The sequence below is a fragment of the Sphaerospermopsis sp. LEGE 00249 genome (genome assembly GCF_014299995.1).
GTDB lineage: Bacteria > Cyanobacteriota > Cyanobacteriia > Cyanobacteriales > Nostocaceae > Sphaerospermopsis > Sphaerospermopsis kisseleviana.
Genome location: NZ_JACJUZ010000001.1, coordinates 59,787 through 82,519, shown reverse-complemented (window position 1 = coordinate 82,519; position 22,733 = coordinate 59,787). Strand labels below are relative to the sequence as shown.

25 protein-coding genes are annotated in these 22,733 nt (G+C 37.6%); 14 read left to right on the top strand and 11 right to left on the bottom strand.

From position 1 onward, the window contains the following. Window positions 1-32 precede the first annotated feature (32 nt). From H5968_RS00385 to rpmI, 3 genes are all read right to left on the bottom strand, one after another. Window positions 33-818, bottom strand: a complete 786-nt coding sequence (locus tag H5968_RS00385; RefSeq protein WP_187038341.1) for a transporter substrate-binding domain-containing protein — start codon at window positions 816-818, stop codon at window positions 33-35. 152 nt (window positions 819-970) lie between these two features. Next, entirely contained in the window at window positions 971-1,327 is a 357-nt protein-coding gene (gene rplT, locus H5968_RS00380; protein WP_096567984.1) for a 50S ribosomal protein L20, read from the bottom strand. Window positions 1,328-1,348: 21 nt separating this feature from the next. Then, the gene (rpmI, locus tag H5968_RS00375; protein WP_096567982.1) at window positions 1,349-1,546 is read right to left on the bottom strand and encodes a 50S ribosomal protein L35; all 198 of its coding nucleotides are present in this window, start codon (window positions 1,544-1,546) and stop codon (window positions 1,349-1,351) included. Window positions 1,547-1,655: 109 nt separating this feature from the next. Here rpmI and H5968_RS00370 point away from each other — a divergent pair, with 109 nt between their 5' ends. Further along, window positions 1,656-1,796 (top strand): hypothetical protein, encoded by a 141-nt coding sequence (locus tag H5968_RS00370; protein WP_187038340.1) that lies wholly within the window; start codon window positions 1,656-1,658, stop codon window positions 1,794-1,796. Here H5968_RS00370 and H5968_RS00365 read toward each other — a convergent pair. From H5968_RS00365 to H5968_RS00355, 3 genes are all read right to left on the bottom strand, one after another. Beyond that, window positions 1,746-2,735 (bottom strand): hypothetical protein, encoded by a 990-nt coding sequence (locus tag H5968_RS00365; protein ID WP_187038339.1) that lies wholly within the window; start codon window positions 2,733-2,735, stop codon window positions 1,746-1,748. The two genes, H5968_RS00370 and H5968_RS00365, sit on opposite strands and share 51 nt — an antisense overlap. A gap of 148 nt (window positions 2,736-2,883) precedes the next feature. Continuing rightward, complete coding sequence (locus H5968_RS00360; RefSeq protein ID WP_187038338.1) at window positions 2,884-5,247, bottom strand: ATP-dependent helicase; 2,364 nt, start codon at window positions 5,245-5,247, stop codon at window positions 2,884-2,886. Between the two features lie 130 nt (window positions 5,248-5,377). Next, window positions 5,378-6,463: a RuBisCO accumulation factor 1 gene (locus H5968_RS00355; RefSeq protein ID WP_187038337.1), complete on the bottom strand. Its 1,086-nt coding sequence runs from the start codon at window positions 6,461-6,463 to the stop codon at window positions 5,378-5,380. Between the two features lie 213 nt (window positions 6,464-6,676). On the opposite strand from H5968_RS00355, the gene H5968_RS00350 reads away from it, so the two are divergent. The 3 genes from H5968_RS00350 (at window position 6,677) to H5968_RS00340 (ending at window position 9,815) form a co-directional block, all read left to right on the top strand. Next, a complete protein-coding gene (locus H5968_RS00350) occupies window positions 6,677-7,621 on the top strand; it encodes a response regulator (RefSeq protein WP_187038336.1) in 945 nt (314 codons plus the stop codon). 111 nt (window positions 7,622-7,732) lie between these two features. After that, window positions 7,733-8,422, top strand: coding sequence for a bifunctional demethylmenaquinone methyltransferase/2-methoxy-6-polyprenyl-1,4-benzoquinol methylase UbiE (gene ubiE, locus H5968_RS00345; protein WP_187038446.1), 690 nt, complete (start codon window positions 7,733-7,735; stop codon window positions 8,420-8,422). A 157-nt stretch (window positions 8,423-8,579) separates the two neighbouring features. Then, entirely contained in the window at window positions 8,580-9,815 is a 1,236-nt protein-coding gene (locus H5968_RS00340) for a DUF445 domain-containing protein (RefSeq protein WP_187038335.1), read from the top strand. A gap of 716 nt (window positions 9,816-10,531) precedes the next feature. On the opposite strand, the gene H5968_RS00335 is transcribed toward H5968_RS00340, so the two are convergent. Continuing rightward, window positions 10,532-10,744, bottom strand: a complete 213-nt coding sequence (locus tag H5968_RS00335) for a hypothetical protein (protein WP_096567966.1) — start codon at window positions 10,742-10,744, stop codon at window positions 10,532-10,534. 233 nt (window positions 10,745-10,977) lie between these two features. Between H5968_RS00335 and H5968_RS00330 the strand changes: the two genes are divergently transcribed. Continuing rightward, the gene (locus tag H5968_RS00330) at window positions 10,978-12,117 is read left to right on the top strand and encodes an SGNH/GDSL hydrolase family protein (RefSeq protein ID WP_187038334.1); all 1,140 of its coding nucleotides are present in this window, start codon (window positions 10,978-10,980) and stop codon (window positions 12,115-12,117) included. A gap of 362 nt (window positions 12,118-12,479) precedes the next feature. Here H5968_RS00330 and larE read toward each other — a convergent pair whose 3' ends face one another. After that, window positions 12,480-13,301, bottom strand: coding sequence for an ATP-dependent sacrificial sulfur transferase LarE (larE, locus tag H5968_RS00325; RefSeq protein WP_187038333.1), 822 nt, complete (start codon window positions 13,299-13,301; stop codon window positions 12,480-12,482). Between the two features lie 212 nt (window positions 13,302-13,513). On the opposite strand from larE, the gene H5968_RS00320 reads away from it, so the two are divergent. The 3 genes from H5968_RS00320 to H5968_RS00310 all read left to right on the top strand — a co-directional run bounded on the left by H5968_RS00320 (window position 13,514) and on the right by H5968_RS00310 (window position 17,549). Continuing rightward, window positions 13,514-14,632 (top strand): serine/threonine-protein kinase, encoded by a 1,119-nt coding sequence (locus H5968_RS00320; RefSeq protein ID WP_187038332.1) that lies wholly within the window; start codon window positions 13,514-13,516, stop codon window positions 14,630-14,632. Window positions 14,633-14,660: 28 nt separating this feature from the next. Next, a complete protein-coding gene (locus tag H5968_RS00315; protein ID WP_187038331.1) occupies window positions 14,661-15,086 on the top strand; it encodes a hypothetical protein in 426 nt (141 codons plus the stop codon). A gap of 390 nt (window positions 15,087-15,476) precedes the next feature. After that, window positions 15,477-17,549: a DHH family phosphoesterase gene (locus H5968_RS00310; RefSeq protein ID WP_187038330.1), complete on the top strand. Its 2,073-nt coding sequence runs from the start codon at window positions 15,477-15,479 to the stop codon at window positions 17,547-17,549. Between the two features lie 113 nt (window positions 17,550-17,662). Here H5968_RS00310 and psb30 read toward each other — a convergent pair whose 3' ends face one another. Then, on the bottom strand, window positions 17,663-17,782 hold the full coding sequence (psb30, locus tag H5968_RS00305) for a photosystem II reaction center protein Ycf12/Psb30 (RefSeq protein ID WP_009342523.1): 120 nt from the start codon (window positions 17,780-17,782) through the stop codon (window positions 17,663-17,665). A 255-nt stretch (window positions 17,783-18,037) separates the two neighbouring features. Here psb30 and H5968_RS00300 point away from each other — a divergent pair, with 255 nt between their 5' ends. The 3 genes from H5968_RS00300 (at window position 18,038) to H5968_RS00290 (ending at window position 19,176) form a co-directional block, all read left to right on the top strand. Further along, a complete protein-coding gene (locus tag H5968_RS00300) occupies window positions 18,038-18,388 on the top strand; it encodes a YkgJ family cysteine cluster protein (RefSeq protein ID WP_137668846.1) in 351 nt (116 codons plus the stop codon). A gap of 121 nt (window positions 18,389-18,509) precedes the next feature. Beyond that, the gene (locus H5968_RS00295; RefSeq protein WP_236104026.1) at window positions 18,510-18,857 is read left to right on the top strand and encodes a TMEM165/GDT1 family protein; all 348 of its coding nucleotides are present in this window, start codon (window positions 18,510-18,512) and stop codon (window positions 18,855-18,857) included. A gap of 31 nt (window positions 18,858-18,888) precedes the next feature. Continuing rightward, window positions 18,889-19,176: a TMEM165/GDT1 family protein gene (locus H5968_RS00290; protein ID WP_096572675.1), complete on the top strand. Its 288-nt coding sequence runs from the start codon at window positions 18,889-18,891 to the stop codon at window positions 19,174-19,176. Window positions 19,177-19,222: 46 nt separating this feature from the next. Here H5968_RS00290 and H5968_RS00285 read toward each other — a convergent pair whose 3' ends face one another. Then, the gene (locus tag H5968_RS00285; RefSeq protein WP_187038329.1) at window positions 19,223-20,482 is read right to left on the bottom strand and encodes a DUF4336 domain-containing protein; all 1,260 of its coding nucleotides are present in this window, start codon (window positions 20,480-20,482) and stop codon (window positions 19,223-19,225) included. A gap of 109 nt (window positions 20,483-20,591) precedes the next feature. Between H5968_RS00285 and H5968_RS00280 the strand changes: the two genes are divergently transcribed. Further along, window positions 20,592-21,146, top strand: a complete 555-nt coding sequence (locus H5968_RS00280; protein WP_187038328.1) for a Uma2 family endonuclease — start codon at window positions 20,592-20,594, stop codon at window positions 21,144-21,146. Window positions 21,147-21,177: 31 nt separating this feature from the next. On the opposite strand, the gene H5968_RS00275 is transcribed toward H5968_RS00280, so the two are convergent. Beyond that, on the bottom strand, window positions 21,178-22,062 hold the full coding sequence (locus H5968_RS00275) for a hypothetical protein (protein WP_187038327.1): 885 nt from the start codon (window positions 22,060-22,062) through the stop codon (window positions 21,178-21,180). 81 nt (window positions 22,063-22,143) lie between these two features. Between H5968_RS00275 and H5968_RS00270 the strand changes: the two genes are divergently transcribed. Then, the gene (locus H5968_RS00270) at window positions 22,144-22,386 is read left to right on the top strand and encodes a glycosyl hydrolase family 31 (RefSeq protein ID WP_096567950.1); all 243 of its coding nucleotides are present in this window, start codon (window positions 22,144-22,146) and stop codon (window positions 22,384-22,386) included. Continuing rightward, on the top strand, window positions 22,373-22,732 hold the full coding sequence (locus H5968_RS00265; RefSeq protein WP_096567948.1) for a type II toxin-antitoxin system PemK/MazF family toxin: 360 nt from the start codon (window positions 22,373-22,375) through the stop codon (window positions 22,730-22,732). The genes H5968_RS00270 and H5968_RS00265 overlap by 14 nt, the downstream gene beginning before the upstream one ends. Window position 22,733: the final 1 nt, after the last annotated feature.

The following is a 22,733-nucleotide window of genomic DNA, read 5'->3' as shown; positions in this document are numbered from 1 at the left end:
TCCCTTATCAATTATCAATTATCAATTATCAATTATTCTAGTCTCCAATAGTTTGTTCGTTCTTTGAGCCAACCTGTGGTTGTGTAACGAGCGATCGCTTCATTTATTCCTCGCCTTAATTCATCGTACTGCAATCCTTTGGGCATGACTACAGATAATGGTTCTGTTGATAGTTTGGTTGGCAATATTTGATATTGGGGATATTCTTGTACCCAACCACTTAAAACGCTGACATCAGCCGCCAAAGCATCCACTTTACCGCTTTCTATCTGCTCTCTTCCCTGGGCGTAGGAATTAACACCGACTAATTCAGCATTAGGTATAAAGTATTTTATGTATGAGATAGTGCTGGAGTGATTGAGTACAGCAATTTTACGTTTTGCTAAATCCTGAAGTTTTTTGATAGCGGTATTTTTTGTAACTATTGCTGTACCATCATAATAGTAAGGAACACTGAAGCTAACTATGCGGGAGCGTGATTCAGTGGCGGTAACTCTGGCGATCGCCATATCAACTTGATGATCAAAAACAGCAGGTAAGCGATCGCTATTAGCTACAGGTTGCAATTTCACCGCATCCGGTTTACCTAACAAATCACTAGCCAAACGCTTGGCTAAATCAATCTCTAACCCTTGTAAATTGCCCTTTTTATCTCTAAATCCCAAAGGACGGATGTTATCCTTAACCGCCACAGTTAAATAGCCTCGTTGCTGAATTTCTGCCATAGTCGCCGCAGAAGCAACCAAATCTATCTCCCCATAGAACAGGCAACAAATGATCATAAAGGTAGCGGATAATACCAGATGTAACTGATTCATAATTGACCTTGGCTTTTTTACGAAACACTGCTATTAACTTTTCAAAACGTTTAACAACTTTTCACAAAACGTTTAATTTTGTTTAATTCTGTTTAATTTTGAATTTTCAGCAGAATTTATCTGTTACATCCGTTATTCATCCGTTGCCACCTTTATCCTTTGGCAGAGTTTGCCAGTTCAGCCACTTTAGCGAAGCTTGCAGGATCAAGAACTGCCAACTGTGCCAACATTTTACGGTTTAGGTCAACATTAGCTTTTTTCAGATTACCAATTAACTGGCTATAGCTCAAACCATGTTGTCTAGAAGCCGCATTAATACGGGTGATCCACAGACGACGAAAATCGCGCTTTTTCTTTTTGCGATCGCGGTACGCACTGCGAAGCGCCTTCATCACCTGTTGGTTAGCGGTTCTAAACAGAGTAGAGTGAGAACCACGAAAACCCTTAGCTAATTTGAGAATTTTATTGCGGCGTTTACGAGCGACATTACCGCGTTTTACACGAGTCATTTTTTACAGTACCTGAAGGATTTACAAATAAGGAAGCATTAAACGCACGTTTTCTTCGTCGCGTTCATGAACAACTGCCATTTTAGACAAATTGTTCTTTTTGCTAGAGGACTTATGCTCTAACAAGTGATTTTTGAAAGGTTTACGGCGCACGATTTTACCGCTACCAGTGGCGCGGAATCTTTTCGCTGCTGCCTTGCGAGTCTTGAGTTTAGGCATGGGATGGCTTGGAATCAACACAATCTACAATTATATACCAATAAAACTCAAATTAACCAACATTTGTCAATAATTACAGCAGTTATCAGAGGGAACAGGGAATTGGGAATTGGGAAAACTCCTACCCAGTCACCAGTCACCAGTCACCAGTCACCAGTCACCTGTCACCTGTCACCAGTCCCCTGTCACCAGTCCCCTGTCACCTATCACCTGTCACCAGTCCCCTGTCACCTATCACCTTGGGATCTAAAACAATGCGTGAACCTGTACGATCTACATGATAAGTCCAAAATTGATTGTTCACTTTGAGAACCACTGCCCAACCCTCAACAGGATCATATTGTTGAGTACAGATTTCACCAAAATTAAACACACAGGAATTACTAAAAGTTTTTTGCACAGTACGAGTAATCCTGATACCTATAGTTTGTAACCGAGAACGTTGATAAGCATCATTCAAAACTTTTTCCGCAATTTTTTCTGGTAGTGGAGAACCCTCATTAGCTTTAATTTTCTGATCAATGACAATTTGCGAACCAGACTTATTGACATGATAAGTCCAAGACTCTTCTTTTACCTTCACAACTACAACCCAACCTTCTACAGGTTGATAAATTTCAGCACAGACTTCACCAAAATTAAACACACAAGAATTACTAAAAATTTTAGATGTGGAACTATAAATGCTCAGAGAATTTCTGTTTACACCAGAACGATTAGCCACATCATTTAAAACCTTACTAGCAATATTCCTTGGCAATTGAGAAGCATTAAAAAAATTAATATTTGGCTCAATCACAATTTGCGAAGATTGACTAACATGATAAGTCCAAGATTGCTCTTTTACCTGCACAACTACAACCCAACCCTGAATTGGTTTATATTCTTTAGTGCAACCCTTTTTAAACTCAAAAATACAACGGTTACTAAAAGTAGTCTGAGTCACCTGAGAAATTTTCAAATCAGATACTTGTACCCTAGAACGCACAGAAGCATCTCTTAACACCGCCTCAGAAATATTTCTAGGTAACGTATTTTGGGCTATTTGTATTTGTTCTCCGCTAGGAATAGCTCCAGATGTATGATTATTACTAATATCAACTCCACAGGCCAGCAGACTGCTTAAAGCCAAAGTTAAAACAATTGCTTTCGATAACTTACCGTTATTCTTTAGATGAGAAAGTAACATAATGTGTTTGCTACCTAATTATTGACAAGATATACCAAGTTATTTACTATTTTTAGTTTAATTTTGTTCCCCATATTCCCACCCAGTGCAGTTAACATTTTTTCTTTTCTCTGTGTACTCTGTGCCTGGAGTGGTTGGTTACAAATGTTTAGTTTCCCGCAGTTAATACAGCTAAATTCATCACATTTTCAGAAAACTGACGTTTTAAAGCTGCAAATACAGGACAAGGTGCAGAAGCTTGTAAATTATTCGGTTTACTCCATGTAAAGGGTGCTTGTTGAGCCGCAGACATCCATAACAACTTTTTAGCCCTAGTCATAGCCACATAAAGTAAACGATATTCTTCCGCCATTTTCAGATATTTTGCATCTTCCCAAGCTTGACTAACATGAGGTATTTGAGATGGTATTTGGGATATATTTTCTCCTTTGTGATGGAGTGCTGCACGAATTTGGGCGCGTGCTACTTCTGATAATGTAAAATCACCTAAAAATTGACTTTGGGGAAGAACCCAAAAACTTCCAGGAATTAAATTTTCATGTAAAAAAGGCAAAAATACATAATCCCAGTCTAGCCCTTTGGCTTTGTGCATAGTGATAATTGTTAGTTGTCCTTTTTTGGTATATTGTTCTTCTAAATTGTCTGTATCTACTGGCTCAAATCGTTCAGAATTGACAATTTCACTTAAAGCAGAAAGCATTGCACCCATTGAATTATTACCAAACATTTGCAGGTTTACTCGTTCTGCAAGTTTGTCTGCTGTGGCTAATTCTGCTTGATCATATTTTAATGTTAAAGCTAAAAAAGAAATGATTTGATAAAGTGGTAATTCTAAACGAGCGCGAAGTAAACTTCGACATAAATGAGCAGCTTTTTGTACTGTTTCTGTTTGGGGAGTTGCTAATGGTCCAGGATATAAAAATTCTTCTGGTAAAATAGCAAGGGTGTTAATATCTTGGGTGGGAATTAATTGACGTTGTACTAAAACATCTAAGGTAGCTTTTAAATAATCAGGAGAATGGGGGCGATCGCAAAATTGCAATAATGATAAAATCTCTTGAGGTACATGAGAACGCCTTTCTTGTTCTCCCACATCATAAAGTTTAATTTTATGTTCTTTACATATCGGTTCTAAAGCTGCTGCTAACCATCTACCTTGGCGATTTTCTCGCACTAATACCGCCGCACGAGCTTGGGAATTTTCATTAAATAACTCTACAACTCTCTGAGAAATTAACTCAACTGTATGATAAATGTCACGAGGACTATATAATTCTAACCCTTTTCCCACTGGTGCGGGATTCGCATCTGGTTGAGGATCATCAAAATTAACAGCCTCAATTTTTTGATCTAAAAATGGTGTTTGTCTGTTTTTATTTGTGGCTAACCAATGACTATTTACCCATTCTAAAGCAAAATTAGCAGCATCAATAATAATTCTGCTACTACGCCCTGCTTGATTCATTGTTGCTAGTCGTTTATCAATATTACAAGTCTGACAAAATTCACGAAAATAAATCGGATCAGCAGGGGTAAAAGTTGAATTAATCGCTTGGTTAGGATCACCAACTCTAACTAAATTCAATGTTGATTTATTTACATTATTTTTATCTCCAGTTTCATCTTCCTCACTTGCCAATATTTCTAAAAGTTGCGTTTGTAGTTGACTAGAATCTTGGGATTCATCTTCAAAAACTGCGAAAATTTTATTTTTTTCAACCTGTAAGGCGCTCTTATTTTGTAATACCTGTAATGCTCCTAAAATCATATCATCATAGTCAATGAAATCCTGTAATTTCATGATTTTTTGATATTGTTCATACAGTCCCGCAGCAATACGTAAAATTTGATAAGAATCTTGACTTTTTTCACTCCATAAATAAAGTTTTTCCGGTAATATTCCCGAGCTTTTAGCTTCATGAATCACGGTATAAGCTAAATCTGGTAATACTTCCGTTCTCAGCACTGACTGACGACGCAATTTTTCTGTTTCTTCTCCGTCAAATTGCTGACCTTCTAACAAGCGGCGATATAGGGCAGGATGGTTATTTATCCATTGTTCCACTGCTAGTCTAATAAAGCGATGACTTTGATTAGGAGTAATTAATTTGACTTCATCTAACTGTAAACCTGATAACTCAGGATGACGACTGGCAATATTTAAGGCTAAACCGTGTAGGGTATAAACAACAAAGCCAGTTTGTGGTAAGGATAATTCTTTTAACTTGTCGCGGATTTTTAATTTTAGGTTAGCAGCAGCAGAACGGGTAAAAGTAACAACTACCAACTGACGGCGATAATTTTGATCATTATTCACACAATGCTTATATTGACGTGCTATAGCAATTGCAGCAGCAGCGGCCATCCCCGTAGACTTACCAGCACCCGGAACAGCAGATACAGCTAAAGGTCCTGTTTCCCAGTCTGCCATTTGTGTTTGTCCAGATCGCAAACTTTCATGAATTTTGTTAATCTTTTCTCTTAATTGGTTGATAGATGATATGTAATTCATAATTCATAATTTATAGTTCATAATTGGTGATAGTTGATAGTTGATAGTTGATAGGGAATCATAAAATTGATTACCCAATCACCAATCACCAATCACCATTCCCCAGTCCCCAATTATCAATTATCAATTTTTACTCATCAATTTGCCAAGCATCTTTGGTAAATTCTTCATCGAGAACTTTCTTAGGACGTAAAATGATAATAACTTTACCTAACAAAGTATTTTCTGGTGCAGTTTCAAACCATTGAAAATCAACTTCTCCAGAATTATCAAAGGCAAAATAACTAGAAGCATCCCAATCTCTTTGATTGCGATCTATCACAACTAAAACAGGTTCTATTTTCGTTTGATTTGGGTTAGGGAAAATATCGCTACTAGCAATAATGACTACTGGATCTTCCGCAGATCGTAAAACTTGCCAACCAGGTAATGCTACCCAAGCTTGTTCCCCTGCGAATTTGACAATTTTAAATGGTTCAATTTCTGTAACTATTGGTACAGCTTTTACAGCTTGTGGTGTCAATGGTAATTCACCCACTACAGGTACAAGCCGGGGTAGTTCTTCATCTGACTCTAACCGGAAAAAGGGTAGAATGGGGGCGGGACGTTGGGGAACTACGGTAAAATCAGTTAATAGTTGTTCGATTTGTTTCCTAGCTGTGGGCGAGTGAACAAAACGCAAACCCTTAGCAATTAAGCGCGATCGCTCTTGTAAATCCGAGTTCTGTCTGGCTAATTTCCAAGCTTGATAAGCGACTGCATCCCCTGGATCGTTCGTAAAACCTTGTGGTGGGGTAGAAAAGCGAGAAAAATCTTTGATTGCTTTAGCAACTTCCCGCGCTTCGTCTACATCAAGTTTATGTAAAAAAATCAAATCAGCCGCTGCGGCTCGGTCTTCTTGAGTCAGTAAGCGCAGTTCATAAAGAATATCACTAGCTCTTGTACCGTAGTATGCCCGTGTTGCTTCCGATGCACCAAACTTTTCTAAAGAACTGTAAACTTGAGCGCCAACAATCACCTGATTTTGTTGGATTGGCTCAAATCCAGTGGACTCAAAGATTTCTTGGGGATTGTAACCGTTTTTTTGGAGGTAGGCGATCGCTACTCCCCATTCCACCCAGTTACCTTGTTTTTGTCTCAATTTTACTAATAATTCTTGTGCTGTATCATTAGCAGCATTCCCTGTATCTGGTGTGTTGGATGGTAGTTCAGTCATAATCGGAAGAGCAAACTTCAATTTAATATGGTGATTAGTAATTAAGCTCTTAATTATCCCTTAAATGTGCGAATTTTAGATTATGGATTTTGGATTTTAAATTGAGGTTGTTTGTTTCACAGCTTGGTTGATGTTGAATTGCTAAAAATCAGGATTTTCAACTCTGCTGTGTATGGAATATAACAAAATTGTGAAGAACATATAAAGAAATTTATGGATAACACAAATCTCGAAATTGAGCAAGTGCGCTCTCAATTCAGTAGTCGTGAACGTGCAAAAAAACTCAAAATCCTGGTAGTGGATGATGAACCAGATAATCTGGATCTACTTTATCGTACCTTTCGTCGTGATTTTAACGTCCTCAAAGCTGACAGTGGTGTAAATGCTTTGCAATTGCTCGAACAAGAAGGAGAAGTAGCAGTCATTATCTCCGATCAGCGAATGCCAGAAATGAAAGGAACTGAATTTCTGAGCCGGACTTTACCACAATTTCCCGATACCGTGAGAATTATCCTCACTGGGTTTACAGATATTGAAGACCTTGTAGAAGCAATTAATAGTGGTCAAGTTTTCAAATACATTACCAAACCTTGGGACTCTGGAGAACTCAAGGAAGTAGTCCAAAGAGCAGCAGCAACTTATGATTTACTGAAACATCGAACAGAAGAACTGCGTCGCGCTAATGCACAAATGCAGTTGTTGACTGTGCTGGTGGAAGTCACCCAAGCTGCTTCTAGCATAGAGGAAATTTTAACTTCCATTGCTAAAGCCTTTAGTGAAACTTTTGCTGCTGATGGTTGTATTGTACAACTTATAGAAGAAAATACTCTGGTAGCAACCCAGGGAGCTTACAGTGTGACAGGAGGAGTTGAAAATTGGCTCTGTGAAGATCCACTCGCCAAAGCAGCGATCGCCACTGCTCAAATCCAATCTTGTTTAAATATCCCTAAAGACCCTAATCTCAATACTCTTACTCATTACCAAGCTGCTGGAGTCCAAGCACATTTAATTATCCCAATTATTTATCCTCAGCAGATGTTAGGAGTATTATCGCTCCAGTGGCAAAAACCTTGTAATTTAAGGGAAGATGAACTTAACCTCATTCATCTGTCAGTGCAATTAGTGGCGATCGCTCTTTCTAGTAGTTGCAGCAGGTGACTGGTGACTGGGGACTGGTGATTGGGGACTGGTGACAGCAACAAAAGTCTTTTATGAATCCAAAATCTAAAATCTAAAATCTAAAATCGGATGACCAACTACCAAGCACCCATAAACAACGAAATTCGTAACATTTTTGACCGTATTGCCCCAGTTTATGATCAATTAAACGATTGGTTAAGTTTGGGACAACACCGGATATGGAAAGAAATGACCGTTAAATGGAGTGGAGCTAAACCCGGAGATACCTGTTTAGATTTATGCTGTGGTAGTGGTGATTTAACCTTTAGATTGGCACGACGCGCAGGAATGACGGGAAAAGTTTATGGTGTAGACTTTTCCTGTAACTTACTCACAACTGCCAAAGAACGTTGCCAAAGCCATTACCCCCAACCTCCTATCACTTGGATAGAAGCTGATGTTCTTAATTTACCCTTTGACGACCATCAATTTGATGCCATCACCATGGGCTATGGTTTAAGAAACGTGAAAGATATTCCCCGCAGTCTCCAAGAAATATATCGCGTTCTCAAACCTGGTGGAAAAGCAGCAATTTTAGATTTTCATCGCCCTAACAACGAAACATTCCGCGCTTTTCAGCAGTGGTATTTAGATAACCTGGTCGTTCCCCTGGCAACTAATTTAGGTGTTAAAGAAGAATACGCTTATATTAGTCCCAGTTTAGACCGTTTCCCCATTGGTAAAGAGCAAGTAGCCCTATCACAAAAAGTAGGTTTTGTCAACGCCACACATTACCCCATTTCTAACGGTATGATGGGAGTGTTGGTAATTGATAATTGATAATTGATAATTGATAATTTGTAATTACTAACTAATGTTAAGTTGCTAGTTGGGAGTCAGGAAACAGTGAACAGTGAACAGTCAACCTCGATAACTGTCACCTGTCACCTGTCACCTGTCACCTGTCACCTGTCCTCTTTCCCTAATCCAAAATCCTGTGGATTGGTCACATCTTTGGCTTTATGTATCACCCCCAATTCTGGGTGGAATTATCGGCTATTTCACCAATGATATAGCCATCAAAATGCTATTTCGCCCCTATCGAGCTATTTATATTCTGGGGCGCAGAGTGCCTTTTACTCCTGGGTTGATTCCCCGCAATCAGGAGCGGTTGGCAAAAAATATTTCTAATACCATTATGGGATCGCTGTTAACGCCAGAAGAATTGCAAAAGCTGGCGAAGCGTCTCTTACAAACAGAACGGGTACAAGGTGCGATTCTCTGGTTATTGAAGTTGGCGCTGGAGCAAATTCAAGGTGATAAAAACCAGAAAAGTGCCAAAATTGTGGCGGGAATTTTACGGGATTTGCTGGGAGAGTCTTTACCCCGTCTCCTGAAGGTTTTGGCCAGACAGGAAAATTTTTTAGAAGCGCAAATCAACCAAATTTTTGACCAGGTATTACTGGAATTTCAACTCAGTGAAGAACAATCTACACGGTTAGCTGATTGGTTGTTGCAAGTTGTTTTACCATCGGATGTTTTAAGACAGGCAATAGTTGATTTTTTAACAGATAGGACTATTCAAACTATTGATGATAGCTTTCGTGAAAAAACCAGCGGTACTTATTGGGTAGTCGCTAATTTATTTGGTTTACGTAATACTCTGACCCGGTTAAGGACTTTTTGTTTAGATGAAAAAGAGGCTACAAATAAACGATTAGAAGAATTAATCCAAGATTTGCAAATGCGCGATCGCCTCAAAAAATTATTCCAAGATTTATCTTTACAAAATTTACCCGTTGGTACAGTTCGTCAACTCAGAAAAACCACTAGGGAAAGTGTACGCCATTACTTACAAAAGAGTGGTAGCAATTTGTTACAAGAATTAACTGAATCAGCGGACTGGGAAAATATTGCTGTCTTGCTGTTAAATCGTTTGCGAAATTCACCAGTGGTTAATACTTCCTTAGAAGTAGTGTCTCAAGAGTTAGCTTTAATTTTAGAAAAGTATTTAGAAAAAGATTTAGAAGCAATTGTCGCCCAGGTAATTCCCATTTTATCTATAGATCAAGTGATTGTTGACCGAGTAAAATCAACTTCACCTGCTGATTTAGAAGCAGCAATTGAAGGAATTGTCAAGAATGAATTACAGGCAATTGTGACTTTAGGCGGTATTTTAGGTTTTGTTGTCGGGTTATTTCAGGTAGGATTTTTGGTTTTCAGTCGATATTAGGGACTGGGGACTGGTGACTGGTGATTGATGATTGGTGATTGGGTAATCAATTTTATGATTCCCTATCAACTCTCAACCACCAACTGTCAACCACCAACTGTTAACTGTCAACTATCAACTATCAACTATCACCACGAAAAACTATATCTATATCTATTGTAAAAAAATTTTGATTCGGGGATCTAGAAACCCCCGTACTCAACATAAGATGTTGGTGTATTTTATCGCTTTATAGCGAGAGTACATGAAATTGACTCAAAAAGTGCTATAAAACCGATATTCGTCCCGATGGACACAAGATATCAGGGAAATAATCAAAGGATAACCAAACCAAAGGGCAATCTAGCCGAATTTGCTATAAATTGTCAATTTGGATTTGGTAGTGCTGATTTACTTTTTGTTTGTAAACCAGCGGTAATTAAAATCAATCCAGTTGGTTATCCTCAGAGTTTCGCTGAGTTCTTTATTAAGTTGTTAACCGATGAAGGGGATCTATTTTTAGACCCCTTCGCTTTTTCCAAAAGAACGGGTTTTGTTGATATGACTCAACAACACCACTGGGTATCTTTGGAATTGAATGAGGTTGATGGACGGGAGAATTTGCTTTTGACTTGGCTAAGAATCAATTTTTGATCAGTCGTGGTTGTTCTATTGTCCTCAAAACAGTCAATTATGCTGCACTAAAGACTTTAGAGTTTAGACTTCTCAATATAGATTCATATTTCGCCGTCTACTTGCATTTTATGCACTTTATCAGCTAACTCTTGACGACCTTGATCGTCTAGCTTATCAATTGCCATCATCCCCATGAGAATAACCTCTTTTAAGGTCAAACGTGTGGAATGTGCCTGTGTTTGCACTCTTTCTTTGATGATTGGACTTACGCCAATTGCGGTACTAGCTCTAGCCACGGAAATAAAAGGAAACATTAATGACTTCGCATAAATCTTAGCACTTTAAACGACGTTATTGTATATAGAATAAAATTTAACAATATTTTTTTAACATTTTGTAATCTGTGATTTTTTATACTTATATGTTGTAAACTACATTCTCATGGGGGATCTTGATACCGCGTAAGGAAAGTAGAATTTTCCTGAATTCAGCCAAATATGGCTGTCATAAGCAAAAGCAGTGAGTCCTTACAAGGAAAGAAACAACGATGAAGGAACCTTATCTGTTGGCAGCAGGCTTGTTAACAGGATTGGCAGTACCAACATCGGCTCTCCCAAAGATGTCGAGTCTCCCACCTGAAAATACTGGATTTTTGGAGGATTTAAATCCAAGTTCACGATTACCAGGAGTAGATGAAAAAGTCACTTATCAAGTTGACATTTCTTTACCGGAATTCAGTAATCAAGCTATATCCAAACCAGGGAGTTCACAGTTAGCAGTACGCCAGAAAAGTAACTCCTTGCCAGAATTTAGTAGCCAAGCTGTATCAGCATCAGAGACTTCCCCGGTACGAGTTGAGAAAATTAGCCCCAGGGTGGAAATTTTGTCAGGGGAGTTAGCAAACAACTTTTCAGCAGCACCGATAAAAACATCTTTAAACTTGAGTTCTCAAAAAACTAAGCGGACTCCTGTATCTGGGAGTCAAATGTACTATTTAAGATTAGCTTCCCTGAAAACTGGGCAAATTTACACTCGTGTAGATGATGAAGATTTACAGTCATATTGGAAGTCAGAGAAAAAAGAGAAAGTCAGTTATCAAGATTGGAAAAGCTTATTAGCGATGGAAGCGAGAGCAATTTCCCAAGGTCAAGGTACAAATCGCTTGAGTATCTTGGTGGGTGATTCTTTGAGTATGTGGTTTCCTAAAGAAAAATTACCTGCTGGTAAGTTGTGGTTGAATCAAGGCATATCTGGAGATAGTTCCGCTGGAGTTTTGAGGAGATTATCAGCCTTTTCCCAGACACGGCCAGAAGTTATTTATATGATGGTTGGGATTAATGATTTGCTCAAGGGTGCTAGTGAGCAGACGATTTTACTCAATCATCGGCGAATTATTCGCAGTTTGCGGCAAACTCACCCCAAAAGTCAAATTATGGTGCAGTCGATTTTGCCTATTCGCCGCCCTCAAATAGCCAATAGTCGTATTCGTCATATCAATGCCCAAATTGCCTTAATTGCTCGTCAAGAGGGGGCTAATTATTTAAATATTCACAATTGGTTTACAGATTTTGATGGTAGTTTACGTCCTGAATTGACCACAGATGGTTTACATTTGTCACCCGCAGGATATAGTGTATGGCAGTCTGCCCTGCAAAAGATAGAGTATATAGTCGCTCAACGATTGTGAGGCAGGTGATTGGTGACTGGTGATTGGTGACAGTAGGAAGAGAATAGTAAGAGCAAGTCCTAAGTTGACAATTTCATAGACAAAACTATACTTGTATTGACAAAAATCAATATATTTTTAGGAAAAAATCAACTACTTGATATATAATACGGTGATATCAAGTATTGAATTGAGACTATTGCCGACGCGAAAACCAAGCAATGATGGTGGTAGTCTTTTTCAGAAACTTAATTGGAACACAATTGCGTCTGGCTAAGGCGTGAAAGTCTACTGAGGGATAACTGCTCCCATGCTCCCGTTGAAGTAGAAAGTAAAGTCTAGTTTTGTCTAGGTTTTATATAGCAGTCAATCAATTGTTGATTTTATGTAGCTGGAATTTGTTGTAAAACTTGGTTTAATTTACCACTGCGATAACCTTCTAAATCTAAAGTGACGTAAATAAATCCTAGATTTTGAAATGTGCTAACAAGGGTAGGTAAATCTGTTTTTAAGACAAAATCTGCTATTTTTTCTGGTGGTAGTTCAATTCTGGCTGTGTCTCCTTCGGAACGTACCCGTAGGTTATCCCATCCTAAATTTCTGAGATAAATTTCTGCTCTACCAACTCGCTGTAATTTGGCTATGGTAATTTCTTCACCGTAGGGAAAGCGAGAGCTTAAACATGGTTGGGCAGGTTTATCCCACCAAGGTAGGCCGAGTTGTTGGGAAAGTTGACGAACTTCGGCTTTTGTGACACTTATTTCTGCTAAAGGCGATCGCGCACCTCGTTCTTTTGCGGCTTGGATTCCAGGACGATAATCATGTAAATCATCGGCGTTGACTCCATCTACCACATAAGGATATCCTAACTCTAAAGCTAGGGGCTTGAGTGTGTCGTGCAATTCACTTTTGCAAAAATAGCAGCGGTTAACTGGGTTTGATGTGTAGTTGGGATTTTCCATTTCGTGGGTATGAACGATTTTATGGGCTATCCCAATAGTTGCTGCTTGTGCTGTTGCGTCTGCTAATTCTTCTGGTAGTAGGGAAGGAGAAACTGCTGTTACAGCTAAAGCGCGATCGCCTAACACATCGAATGCAATCTTAGCAACTAATGTACTATCAACTCCCCCGGAATAGGCTATTAATGCCTGATCCATTTCCGCAAATAAGGCTTTTAACTGTTCTAGTTTTTCTGCTATTGTCATGCTGCTAAAACCCCATAACACCTGATCAATCCTATTATAGAAATGATGTCTGATAGCGTGGCGTAGCCAGATCAGGATTTACAAGAGTGAAGGAGTTGCGGGATAGGATTTTCTAGATTTTAGGGTTTTTAACAGTATTTCCAGTCAGAGACTGGAAGGAATAAATTGGTATATGCTTGTATAGAACTCAACGTATCTACCAAAACTCACCCATGTCTCAGATATGTTGTCTAAATCCAGATTGCCATAATCCTCCAGTTACCAACACAACCAAATTTTGTCCTAACTGTGGTGTTCCTTTAACCATCCTGAGAAACCATTATCGTCCCATTAAACCCTTGGGTGGTGGGGGTTTTGGGAAAACTTATCTAGCGGAAGATATTGACAAATTAAACGAAAAGTGCGTAATTAAGCAATTTGCACCCCAAACTCAAAATACCTACGCATTAAATAAAGCCAAGGAACTATTTGCAGAAGAAGCAAGGCGACTCAAAGACCTCAAACATCCCCAAATTCCTCAACTACAAGCATATTTTGATGAAAATGACTGTCTGTATTTAATTCAAGAATTTATTGATGGAGAGAATTTATTAATTGAGTTAGCAAACAAAGGAAATTTTAACGATAAAAAAATTCGCGAATTATTACTTGATCTATTACCAGTTCTCAAAATAGTTCATAGTCAAAATATCATTCATCGAGATATTAAACCAGAAAATATTATGCGTCGTCAGAATGACGGGAAATTATTCTTGATTGATTTTGGTGCATCTAAACAACTTCAGGGAACAATGCGTCCAGGTACGGTAATTGGAAGTTTTGGTTATGCGTCTTTGGAACAAATGGAAGATAGACAAGTTTATCCTGCTAGTGATTTATTTAGTTTAGGTGTAAGTTGTTTTCATTTAATGAGTGGGGTTCATCCTTGGAATTTATGGAAAACCCAAGGTTATAGTTGGGTGAAAGAATGGCCTAAGCATTTACAGCAATCTGTTAGTTTGGAGTTAGGGCAAATTCTAGATAAGTTATTACAATTAGAATATCAAGATCGTTATCAATCAGCTAACGCAGTTTTACTAGCTTTACAAAAACCACAAGTACCTTCTAGAGTACCTCCACAAAATTCACAACCTCCACAAAACTCACAAACTTCACAAACTTCACAAACTCCCAAACCTAAACTTATACTACAATTACTAATTATTTTAGGTGTGCTTTTAGGAGCTGGTTTGCTGGGATATTGGTTGAAAATCCAACGAGAACCACAATCGACCATTAGTCCATCAACTCCATCTGCAACCCCACAACCAACAATAAAATATAAAAATTAAATTTACATAATTATTTCAGGAGTGTATTATGTTCAAGTTAATATCATCTACTTTGATTGCTACTGCTTTATTATTAACACCAAGCAATAATTCTCATGTTACATTAGCTGGAACTTGTGCTTCTAATTGCGGTCCAAAACCACTGCAATTTAAACCTGGTCAATATCTTCGTGTACAAGTGGTTAACCGCACGCCTAGAGTATTAACATTAGATCAATTACCAGAAATGCGACGTATTTCTTTAGCACCTGGAAAGGAATATACTGTAGATGTGGAAAGTGCTACAGAACCTAATTTTTCTCTGTTGTTTTGCGATGATACGGGTAGGTCTTTAGATGCTAATGTTTCTAAACCAAATTTTGGGACTTTGCGTTTAGAATTGCGTCCTAGTAATAAGTTTCCTGGTTATCGCTCTCTTTATATTCTCAATGATGGCAAGGTACAAGTATTTTAAACTTCAATTTTGCTATCAGAAATTCATAAAAATTAATATCCCTGATTTTTTGCAGTCAGGGATATAACATCAATTATAAAATTTAGCTTAAAAAACTTAGATATAATTTTAGATATAATTACAGTTGTGATAAATCTATTCTGTAATTTTTAAGCATTCAGCTATCAGTAATCAGTAATCAGCTTAAACCCATAATTTAGATAGGTTTTGCATCAAATTAAAAGTTTGCCCAATTCCACGCTAGATATTTACAGACTGGCATTGATCTTTTTTTAACATCTGTAATATCTATTATGTAATATCTATTGATATTATCTTAGGTGTTGTCTGCATCTTTTATTATAAAATATTCCTAATCACCAATCAACAATCACCAATTACCTATTACCGATGACTAATGACCAAAATATTAAACGTTTACCTAACCAACGTTGGCAAATTGCGCCCGCAAATATAGAATTAGCTGCAAAATTAGCTAGTTTAACGAATATTTCCCCTATTATCAGTCAGTTATTGATTAATCGGGGAATGGAAACACCAGAAGCAGCAGAAAAATTTATCAATCCTGAAAGTTTAAATTTACCTTCTCCTTTGGAAGATTTCCCCGATTTAGCGGTAAGTGTAGAATTGTTAGAAAGTGCTATTAAAAATCAAGAAAAAATTGCTATCTGTGGTGACTATGATGCAGATGGGATGACTAGCACTGCTTTATTATTGCGAAGTCTCCGCGCTTTGGGTGCAAATGTTGATTATGCTATCCCTAGTCGAATGCACGAAGGTTATGGAATTAATAAACGTATTGTTGAAGAATTTAACAGTGAAGGTGTTGGTTTAATTCTCACGGTAGATAATGGTATTGCAGCTTTTGAACCTATTGCTAGAGGAAGAGAATTAGGTTTAAAAGTGATTATTACAGATCATCATGATCTTCCCAAAGAATTACCACCAGCTAATGCTATTCTCAACCCAAAGTTAATAGATGAATCTTCTCCTTATCGGGGTGTTGCTGGTGTGGGTGTAGCTTATATTTTAGCTGTGTCCTTAGCTCAACAAATGGGAGAATTAAAAGGTTTAGTTCACCCCATGTTAGCTTTATTTACATTAGGAACTATTGCTGATTTAGCTCCTTTAACTGGTGTAAATCGTCGTTGGGTAAAACGTGGTTTAAAGTTATTATCTAAGTCTACTTTACCAGGTGTTCAAGCTTTAATTCAAGTTTCTGGAGTTCAAGCTAGTGAAGGAGAAACAGAAAGTAATTCAAAATCTGATCTGAAATCCAAAATCCAAAATTCAAAATCTTTAAAACCTGATGATATTGGGTTTCGTTTGGGTCCAAGAATTAACGCCATTGGCAGAATTGGCAACCCACAAACTGTGATAGAATTGCTGACTACTGATGATATGGGAATTGCTCTAGAAAGGGCGATGCAGTGTGAACAAGTCAATTCTGAACGTCAAAAAATGTGTGAGGAAATTGAACAGGAAGCAATATCATTAGTGGAAGATTTATATGTAGAATATTTACATAAAGATCGGGTTTTAGTAGTTATTAAGGAAAATTGGCATCATGGTGTAATTGGTATTGTTGCTTCTCGTTTGGTTGAACGTTACGGAGTTCCGGTTTTTATTGGTACTTTTGAAGGTGAAGGTGTAATTCGTGGTTCTGCAAGGGGAATACCTGAATTTAACGTTTTTGAAGCTTTAGAAGATAGTCGTGATTTACTCGGTAAATACGGGGGACATAAAGCCGCAGGTGGTTTTTCTTTACCAGCAGATAATTTAGCAGATTTTAGATTACGTTTAACTGAGTTTGCAAATAAATATTTAGAAATTCAACATCTCAACCCTTTGCTAAAAATTGATGCTCAAGCAAATCTCTATCAAATCAATCAAGATTTATTCCAACAGTTAAATATTCTTCATCCTTGCGGTATTGAAAACCCTGATCCGGTGTTTTGGACTGCTAACGCACAAGTGATTGAACAGCAAATAGTTGGTAAAGGTCACATTAAATTAACCTTAGCGCAAACTATTGATAATAAAAGGTATGAAATTAAAGCGATCGCTTGGCGTTGGTGTGATTATTTTCCCCTACCATCACGAGTTGATATTGCTTATAAACTCCGGGAAAATAGCTTTAATGGTAATACTAATATAGAACTGGAATTAGTTGGGGTGAGACTCCCGCAACAGGTGGAAAAATTATTTACTACATCAAAAATTTCTAAACCGACAAAGTTTGAATACAAACAGCGTCAATACACCTGTGGTATTTATCAAAATGGTGCAGGTGCAGAATTAAGAATTAAAAATAGTGAAGGTAAGGTATTAGTCATGCAGCCTGAGAATAAAATAGGTCTGTTAGGGTTAAGTCGTGAAGATGCTAAACAGGTTGATTTATCTTTACCCCAATATGATGGTATTATTCAAGCTGCGATGCAGGCTTTGGTAGGGAATAGGTGACTGGTGACTGGTGACTGGTGACTGGTGATAGGAAAGAGCTTTTCCCAATTACCCATTACCAATTACCCATTATCCATTACCAATTACCCATTACCCATTACCCATGACCTAAATTATAGGTCGCCGTTGCGAAACGCGAGTACAAAAATTACTGCTGGTCCTGCAAGTACAATTAATGCTACACAGGTTAATTGAAACACAACTTCCCAATTAATATTGGCTAAAGCTTCCATTTTTCCTCCAAACGGTTTTAAAAAATTCAATAACTTAAATGCAAAGCCCGCATTAGATCATATCTGGATAGGGGCAGCAAGTTTTAAGTTACTTAACAAAATTATAGGAAAGTACATAAAAATGTAAACAGGGAATTGGTGACTGGGGACTGGTGACTGGGGACTGGGGTATTAATCTTCCCCCACCTCCCCATTTCCCTGTTCCCTACTGTCACCTGTCACCTATCACCTGTCACCTACTCCTAGAGGTATATTATGGCTACCTGGCAATGTATAAAACAATGTGGTGCGTGCTGTCATCTTGATCCTACAGAACGCCCAGACTTAGAAGAGTATCTTTCACCAGAGGAACTGGGACTTTATCTCAGTATGGTAGGTGAGGATGGTTGGTGTGTGAATTTTGACCACGAAACGCGAGAATGTACTATTTATGCTGATCGTCCGCGTTTTTGTCGGGTCCAAGTTGATACTTTTCAGGATATGTTTGGTATTGAAGCAGAAGAACTAAATGATTTTGCGATTGATTGTTGTCATCAGCAGATTGAAAGTATTTATGGCGATCGCAGTTTGGAAATGATCCGGTTTGATCAAGCTGTCGGTTTCTGATTTTAACTTTTTTCTCAGAATAGTTGCCATTTATGACAACATTATGAGAAAATGAAAAGAATATGAAAACCACTTAGTGAAAAGACTAACACCCGTGAAAGTTGACACTCGACCTGTAGCCATTACCGAACCTGAAACCCAGTCACCAGTACCAGAAAATACTGCTCAACCTGCAAACAAAAAACAGCAATCAGTATGGATGGTGTTGGGAACTACCTTCATTACCATATTTTTAGCGGAAATTGGTGATAAAACCCAATTATCAACGTTGTTAATGAGTGCGGAATCTCATGCACCTTGGTTAGTGTTTCTGGGTTCGGGAACTGCTTTAGTTACTACCAGTTTATTAGGTGTGCTGCTTGGTGGTTTTATTGCGAGTAAACTGAGTCCGAAAACTGTGGAAAAATCAGCAGGGGTAATGTTGCTGTTGATTTCTGTAATGTTGTTTTGGGATGTGTTTGTTGGTTAATTTTCAGTTGTTGGTTGTTATAGAGAAAATTATGGATTGGAATCTTTTAGGACTAAGCTTTATTACAGTGTTTCTCTCTGAGTTGGGAGATAAAAGTCAGTTAGCGGCGATCGCTCTTTCTGGTCAAGGTCAATCACGCAAAGCTATATTTTTTGGTACAGCAGGTGCTTTAGTATTAACCAGTTTACTAGGAGCATTAGCTGGGGGTGCAGTTGCAGAGTTATTTCCTACAAGAATTTTAAAGGCGATCGCTGCTGTGGGGTTTGCGATCCTCGCTATTCGTCTGCTTTTACCTAGTAGTGAAACCGAATCTGATTAAATTAGACCTCTCCAAAATAGAATGTATTAATTTGTCAGGGGACATCCTACACCTTCTCCCTCGCAGGTGGCACAATTTTAAACCTATTCAAACCCTGATCAATATCTCGCAAAACCTGAAAATCATCCTCCGGTAAAGGATAACTATTACTATTCACTAAACCCCCACTGGGATATTTTTCTAAAAATGAAAATGCTTTTCTAAATTGTTGTGGTTCCGCTTTAATAGGTGCATCAAAATGACAGGGAATTATCCATTGAAAATCCCATTGTGCCACTTTATCAGCCCAATTTATTGTTTCCTGGGGTTCGCGATTTAATATTAAACTCTGTAAAACCGGTGCCACAAATATCCGCCCATCTCCTCTTAATGCTTCATAAGACCTTTCCCAGTCTTTTCGCCATTGGAAGGGGAAAAAGCCAAAATATGTTTTTAGGCTGCGTTCTGGTGCTTTCCAGGCATCTCTAAATACATCTTTCCACTTGGGTACATCCACTACGCTGGGACGGAAGTAAAAGGCAAATAATGTAATACGTTGCCACCCTTTGCGGCGGTTTTCTGCTGTATCGGCTATGATATTGTATGCTTGATCTTTGGCGTGGTACAGCAACGGATAGGGATCAAGTTGAACTATTGCTGGTGGTTCTGCGGGTACGGAAACTATGGTATCTGTGAGCAAGAGATTGTGCGATCGCCTGTGGAAAAATGCCACCTCTGCAAACTTCCCAGGACCCAAATCAATGGGTCCCAATATCTCATAATCAAACTCATCAGCAAACGGTACTTGACTACTATCTGCGGGTAATATCTGCGTCCGGTTTGATGGTAAACCCAACCAACTTAAAGGTAAATTTACGGGAAAACTCCATTGTTCTGGTGCTACAAATATCTGTGCTGTGGGAAAGCATCGCGCAAAGGGTCCGACAAATACTTTATGTTCTATTCCTGAGATGGTGGGCAAAATTATATACTTTACTTCCCCGTGTTCTGCTACCAACTCATTTACTAACCGGATACATTCTTTTGTGGGTGCGACAGGTGCATAAACCAATAAACCGCCTTTTTCTAACTTTACCACCGTCATGCGGATGGGTACAACTACATAGAAAACCCCTTGCATCTGATCAAAGATCCAGATAGTATCCTTAACTACTTCTTTGCGAATAGTGCGACGTTTTCCGTAGGGATAAAGGGGGACAACTGGCCAGAACTTCCATGTATAATCCTGGGGGTTGACATTTTCTACATTGATTGTACCTTCACCTTGAATCACTGTGCGATCGCTCCCAATAACCAATATTTTCATCTTTCCCGATTTTGGAGTTTAGCAAATTTTGGAGCTAATAATTTAATCTGGGAATTTAATTTTGTCATCAATGAAGTTACAATGGGAATAAAGCAGATGGAGAACTGCTATGAATGTAACTACTGTAAAATGGAATATTAAAGATTATCATCAAATAATTGCCACTGGTATTTTAGCAGATCGTAATGTTGAGTTAATTAATGGGGAAATAGTAGAAATGGCTCCCGAAGGAGAATATCATGCTTATTCTAGTGATGAAGCAGGAGAATATTTAATTTATTTACTTGGACAAAAAGCAAAAGTTCGTCAAGCTAAACCAATTACTATCCCAGAAACTAATTCCGAACCAGAACCAGATATTGCTATTGTTAAACGTTTAGGAAAAGATTACCGCGAACATCATCCTTATCCAGAAAATATATTTTGGGTAATTGAATATTCAGATTCTAGTTTAAGTAAAGATTTGGAAGTTAAAACTAAAGTTTATGCTTCCGCAGGTATTCCCGAATATTGGATAATTAATTTGCGGAATATGGAATTGATTGTTTTTAGAGTTCCTACTGATGCAGGTTATCAAAGTCGAGAAATTTTTAAAAATGGTGAAATTCGATCTTTAGCTTTTCCTGATGTGAGTATTTTGGTTGAGAGATTATTGGGAATGTAACAGCGATTTTAACTTATACTAAATGATAACTTCATATTCGAGCTTGATTTAATACTTCACTAAACTCATCAACCAAATCTAAAAATTCTGCCCATTCTACTAAATAACCATAATCCAAATTATCTGCTTGTAACTTGATTATCCCCAAAACATCACGCCATTGTTTTTCTGATTTACTTCCCTTACCCCAGCGCAACTTTTGTGTTGTGTGTAAAATATTATCTTCTGCTGAAGCTATCCAAAAACTAGGTATTCCCTCTACATCTACTAACACTCTCCGATTCATTTGTGATATAGCAAAATGTGAATTATCTGTGATATAAATATCAGCATTGGCGATAGTTTCTGGATGAGTAATATTCAATATATTACCATATCCACGTTGCAAATCTTCTACCGCACCTGCTGGACAATAATATCCAGATGCTTCTAAAGTTTCTACTAATAAATCTATTTGATTTTGATTAATTTCTATAACCAAATCTAAATCACGAGTAGAACGTGGTTCTCGGTGGTTAGAACTCGCAACACCACCACTTACATAGTAAGAAATATTAATTGATGCAAATATTTGATGTAGTTCCCCTGCTAAAGAAATGGAATCTTGAATCCACATATTTTCATTAATACCTTTTGGTTGAAATTCAGGAGTATATTTTTCTCCTAATACAGCGCAAGTAAATTTATCACGAATTTCTTGGATAGTAAAATTTCGATGTCGTGATTTAATTCCTACAAGACATAGTTTTTTTACGCCTTTTTCATGGGAAATAAACATTTCTAGGCGTTGTTTTAATGTCAGGTTTCTTAATCTATTAAATAAGTAAACATCAGCTTCTATGTTTGTATCTTGACTTTGGGGTTGATAATTAGATTTGGGAACTTTTGGTAAATATAATCTTGATTTTTCTAGCATGGTTGAGAAATTGGTGATATAATAATATTACAAGAAAACTTGTAAATTGCAAACTAGGATATAAAATAAGGATATAAAATAATGACATCTGGACATTTAGCAGTTGTTAAAGACGGGAAAATAGAATTACTCTCTCCTGTATCTATACCCGAAGGAACAAAAGTATTTATTATTCCTATTCTACCAGAAGATAAGAATACAGAAGAAACAGAAAACTGGGAAAAATTTTCTTTAAATAACTTGAATCAATGTTATGCAGAAAATGAACCAGAATATACCTTAGAATCAATCAAAGAATATAACCCAGATTATGAAAGAAGGTAATATTATATTAACTCCTATTCCTCAAGCAAATGGAGAAATAAAAAACCGTCCGGCTTTAATTTTGCGAGAAATGCCAAAGTATCAAGATTTTTTGGTATGTGGAATTAGCACCCAATTAAAACAATATATTCCTGATTTTGATGAAATAGTTTCATCTGATGATGATGATTTTCAATCTAGTGGTTTAGTTAGTTCATCTGTAATTAGATTGAGTTTCTTAACAGTTATTACTCGTAACAATATAATTGGATCAATTGGCTTAATTTCCACAGAACGACACCAACGATTATTACATAATCTGAGTCAATATTTAATTAAATCCAAAGATGAATCTAGAAAAAATTAGA

What these genes read in the sequence shown, in the direction of transcription:
- H5968_RS00270 (WP_096567950.1), top strand. Translation starts at nt 22,144, where the DNA reads ATGACATCTGGACATTTAGCAGTTGTTAAAGACGGGAAAATAGAATTA.
- H5968_RS00290 (WP_096572675.1), top strand. Translation starts at nt 18,889, where the DNA reads ATGGATTGGAATCTTTTAGGACTAAGCTTTATTACAGTGTTTCTCTCT.
- larE (WP_187038333.1), bottom strand. Translation starts at nt 13,301, where the DNA reads ATGACAATAGCAGAAAAACTAGAACAGTTAAAAGCCTTATTTGCGGAA.
- H5968_RS00335 (WP_096567966.1), bottom strand. Translation starts at nt 10,744, where the DNA reads ATGTTTCCTTTTATTTCCGTGGCTAGAGCTAGTACCGCAATTGGCGTA.
- H5968_RS00365 (WP_187038339.1), bottom strand. Translation starts at nt 2,735, where the DNA reads ATGTTACTTTCTCATCTAAAGAATAACGGTAAGTTATCGAAAGCAATT.
- rplT (WP_096567984.1), bottom strand. Translation starts at nt 1,327, where the DNA reads ATGACTCGTGTAAAACGCGGTAATGTCGCTCGTAAACGCCGCAATAAA.
- H5968_RS00315 (WP_187038331.1), top strand. Translation starts at nt 14,661, where the DNA reads ATGTTCAAGTTAATATCATCTACTTTGATTGCTACTGCTTTATTATTA.
- H5968_RS00385 (WP_187038341.1), bottom strand. Translation starts at nt 818, where the DNA reads ATGAATCAGTTACATCTGGTATTATCCGCTACCTTTATGATCATTTGT.
- H5968_RS00285 (WP_187038329.1), bottom strand. Translation starts at nt 20,482, where the DNA reads ATGAAAATATTGGTTATTGGGAGCGATCGCACAGTGATTCAAGGTGAA.
- H5968_RS00320 (WP_187038332.1), top strand. Translation starts at nt 13,514, where the DNA reads ATGTCTCAGATATGTTGTCTAAATCCAGATTGCCATAATCCTCCAGTT.
- H5968_RS00310 (WP_187038330.1), top strand. Translation starts at nt 15,477, where the DNA reads ATGACTAATGACCAAAATATTAAACGTTTACCTAACCAACGTTGGCAA.
- H5968_RS00280 (WP_187038328.1), top strand. Translation starts at nt 20,592, where the DNA reads ATGAATGTAACTACTGTAAAATGGAATATTAAAGATTATCATCAAATA.
- H5968_RS00360 (WP_187038338.1), bottom strand. Translation starts at nt 5,247, where the DNA reads ATGAATTACATATCATCTATCAACCAATTAAGAGAAAAGATTAACAAA.
- H5968_RS00275 (WP_187038327.1), bottom strand. Translation starts at nt 22,062, where the DNA reads ATGCTAGAAAAATCAAGATTATATTTACCAAAAGTTCCCAAATCTAAT.
- H5968_RS00350 (WP_187038336.1), top strand. Translation starts at nt 6,677, where the DNA reads ATGGATAACACAAATCTCGAAATTGAGCAAGTGCGCTCTCAATTCAGT.
- H5968_RS00355 (WP_187038337.1), bottom strand. Translation starts at nt 6,463, where the DNA reads ATGACTGAACTACCATCCAACACACCAGATACAGGGAATGCTGCTAAT.
- rpmI (WP_096567982.1), bottom strand. Translation starts at nt 1,546, where the DNA reads ATGCCTAAACTCAAGACTCGCAAGGCAGCAGCGAAAAGATTCCGCGCC.
- psb30 (WP_009342523.1), bottom strand. Translation starts at nt 17,782, where the DNA reads ATGGAAGCTTTAGCCAATATTAATTGGGAAGTTGTGTTTCAATTAACC.
- H5968_RS00330 (WP_187038334.1), top strand. Translation starts at nt 10,978, where the DNA reads ATGAAGGAACCTTATCTGTTGGCAGCAGGCTTGTTAACAGGATTGGCA.
- H5968_RS00300 (WP_137668846.1), top strand. Translation starts at nt 18,038, where the DNA reads ATGGCTACCTGGCAATGTATAAAACAATGTGGTGCGTGCTGTCATCTT.
- H5968_RS00265 (WP_096567948.1), top strand. Translation starts at nt 22,373, where the DNA reads ATGAAAGAAGGTAATATTATATTAACTCCTATTCCTCAAGCAAATGGA.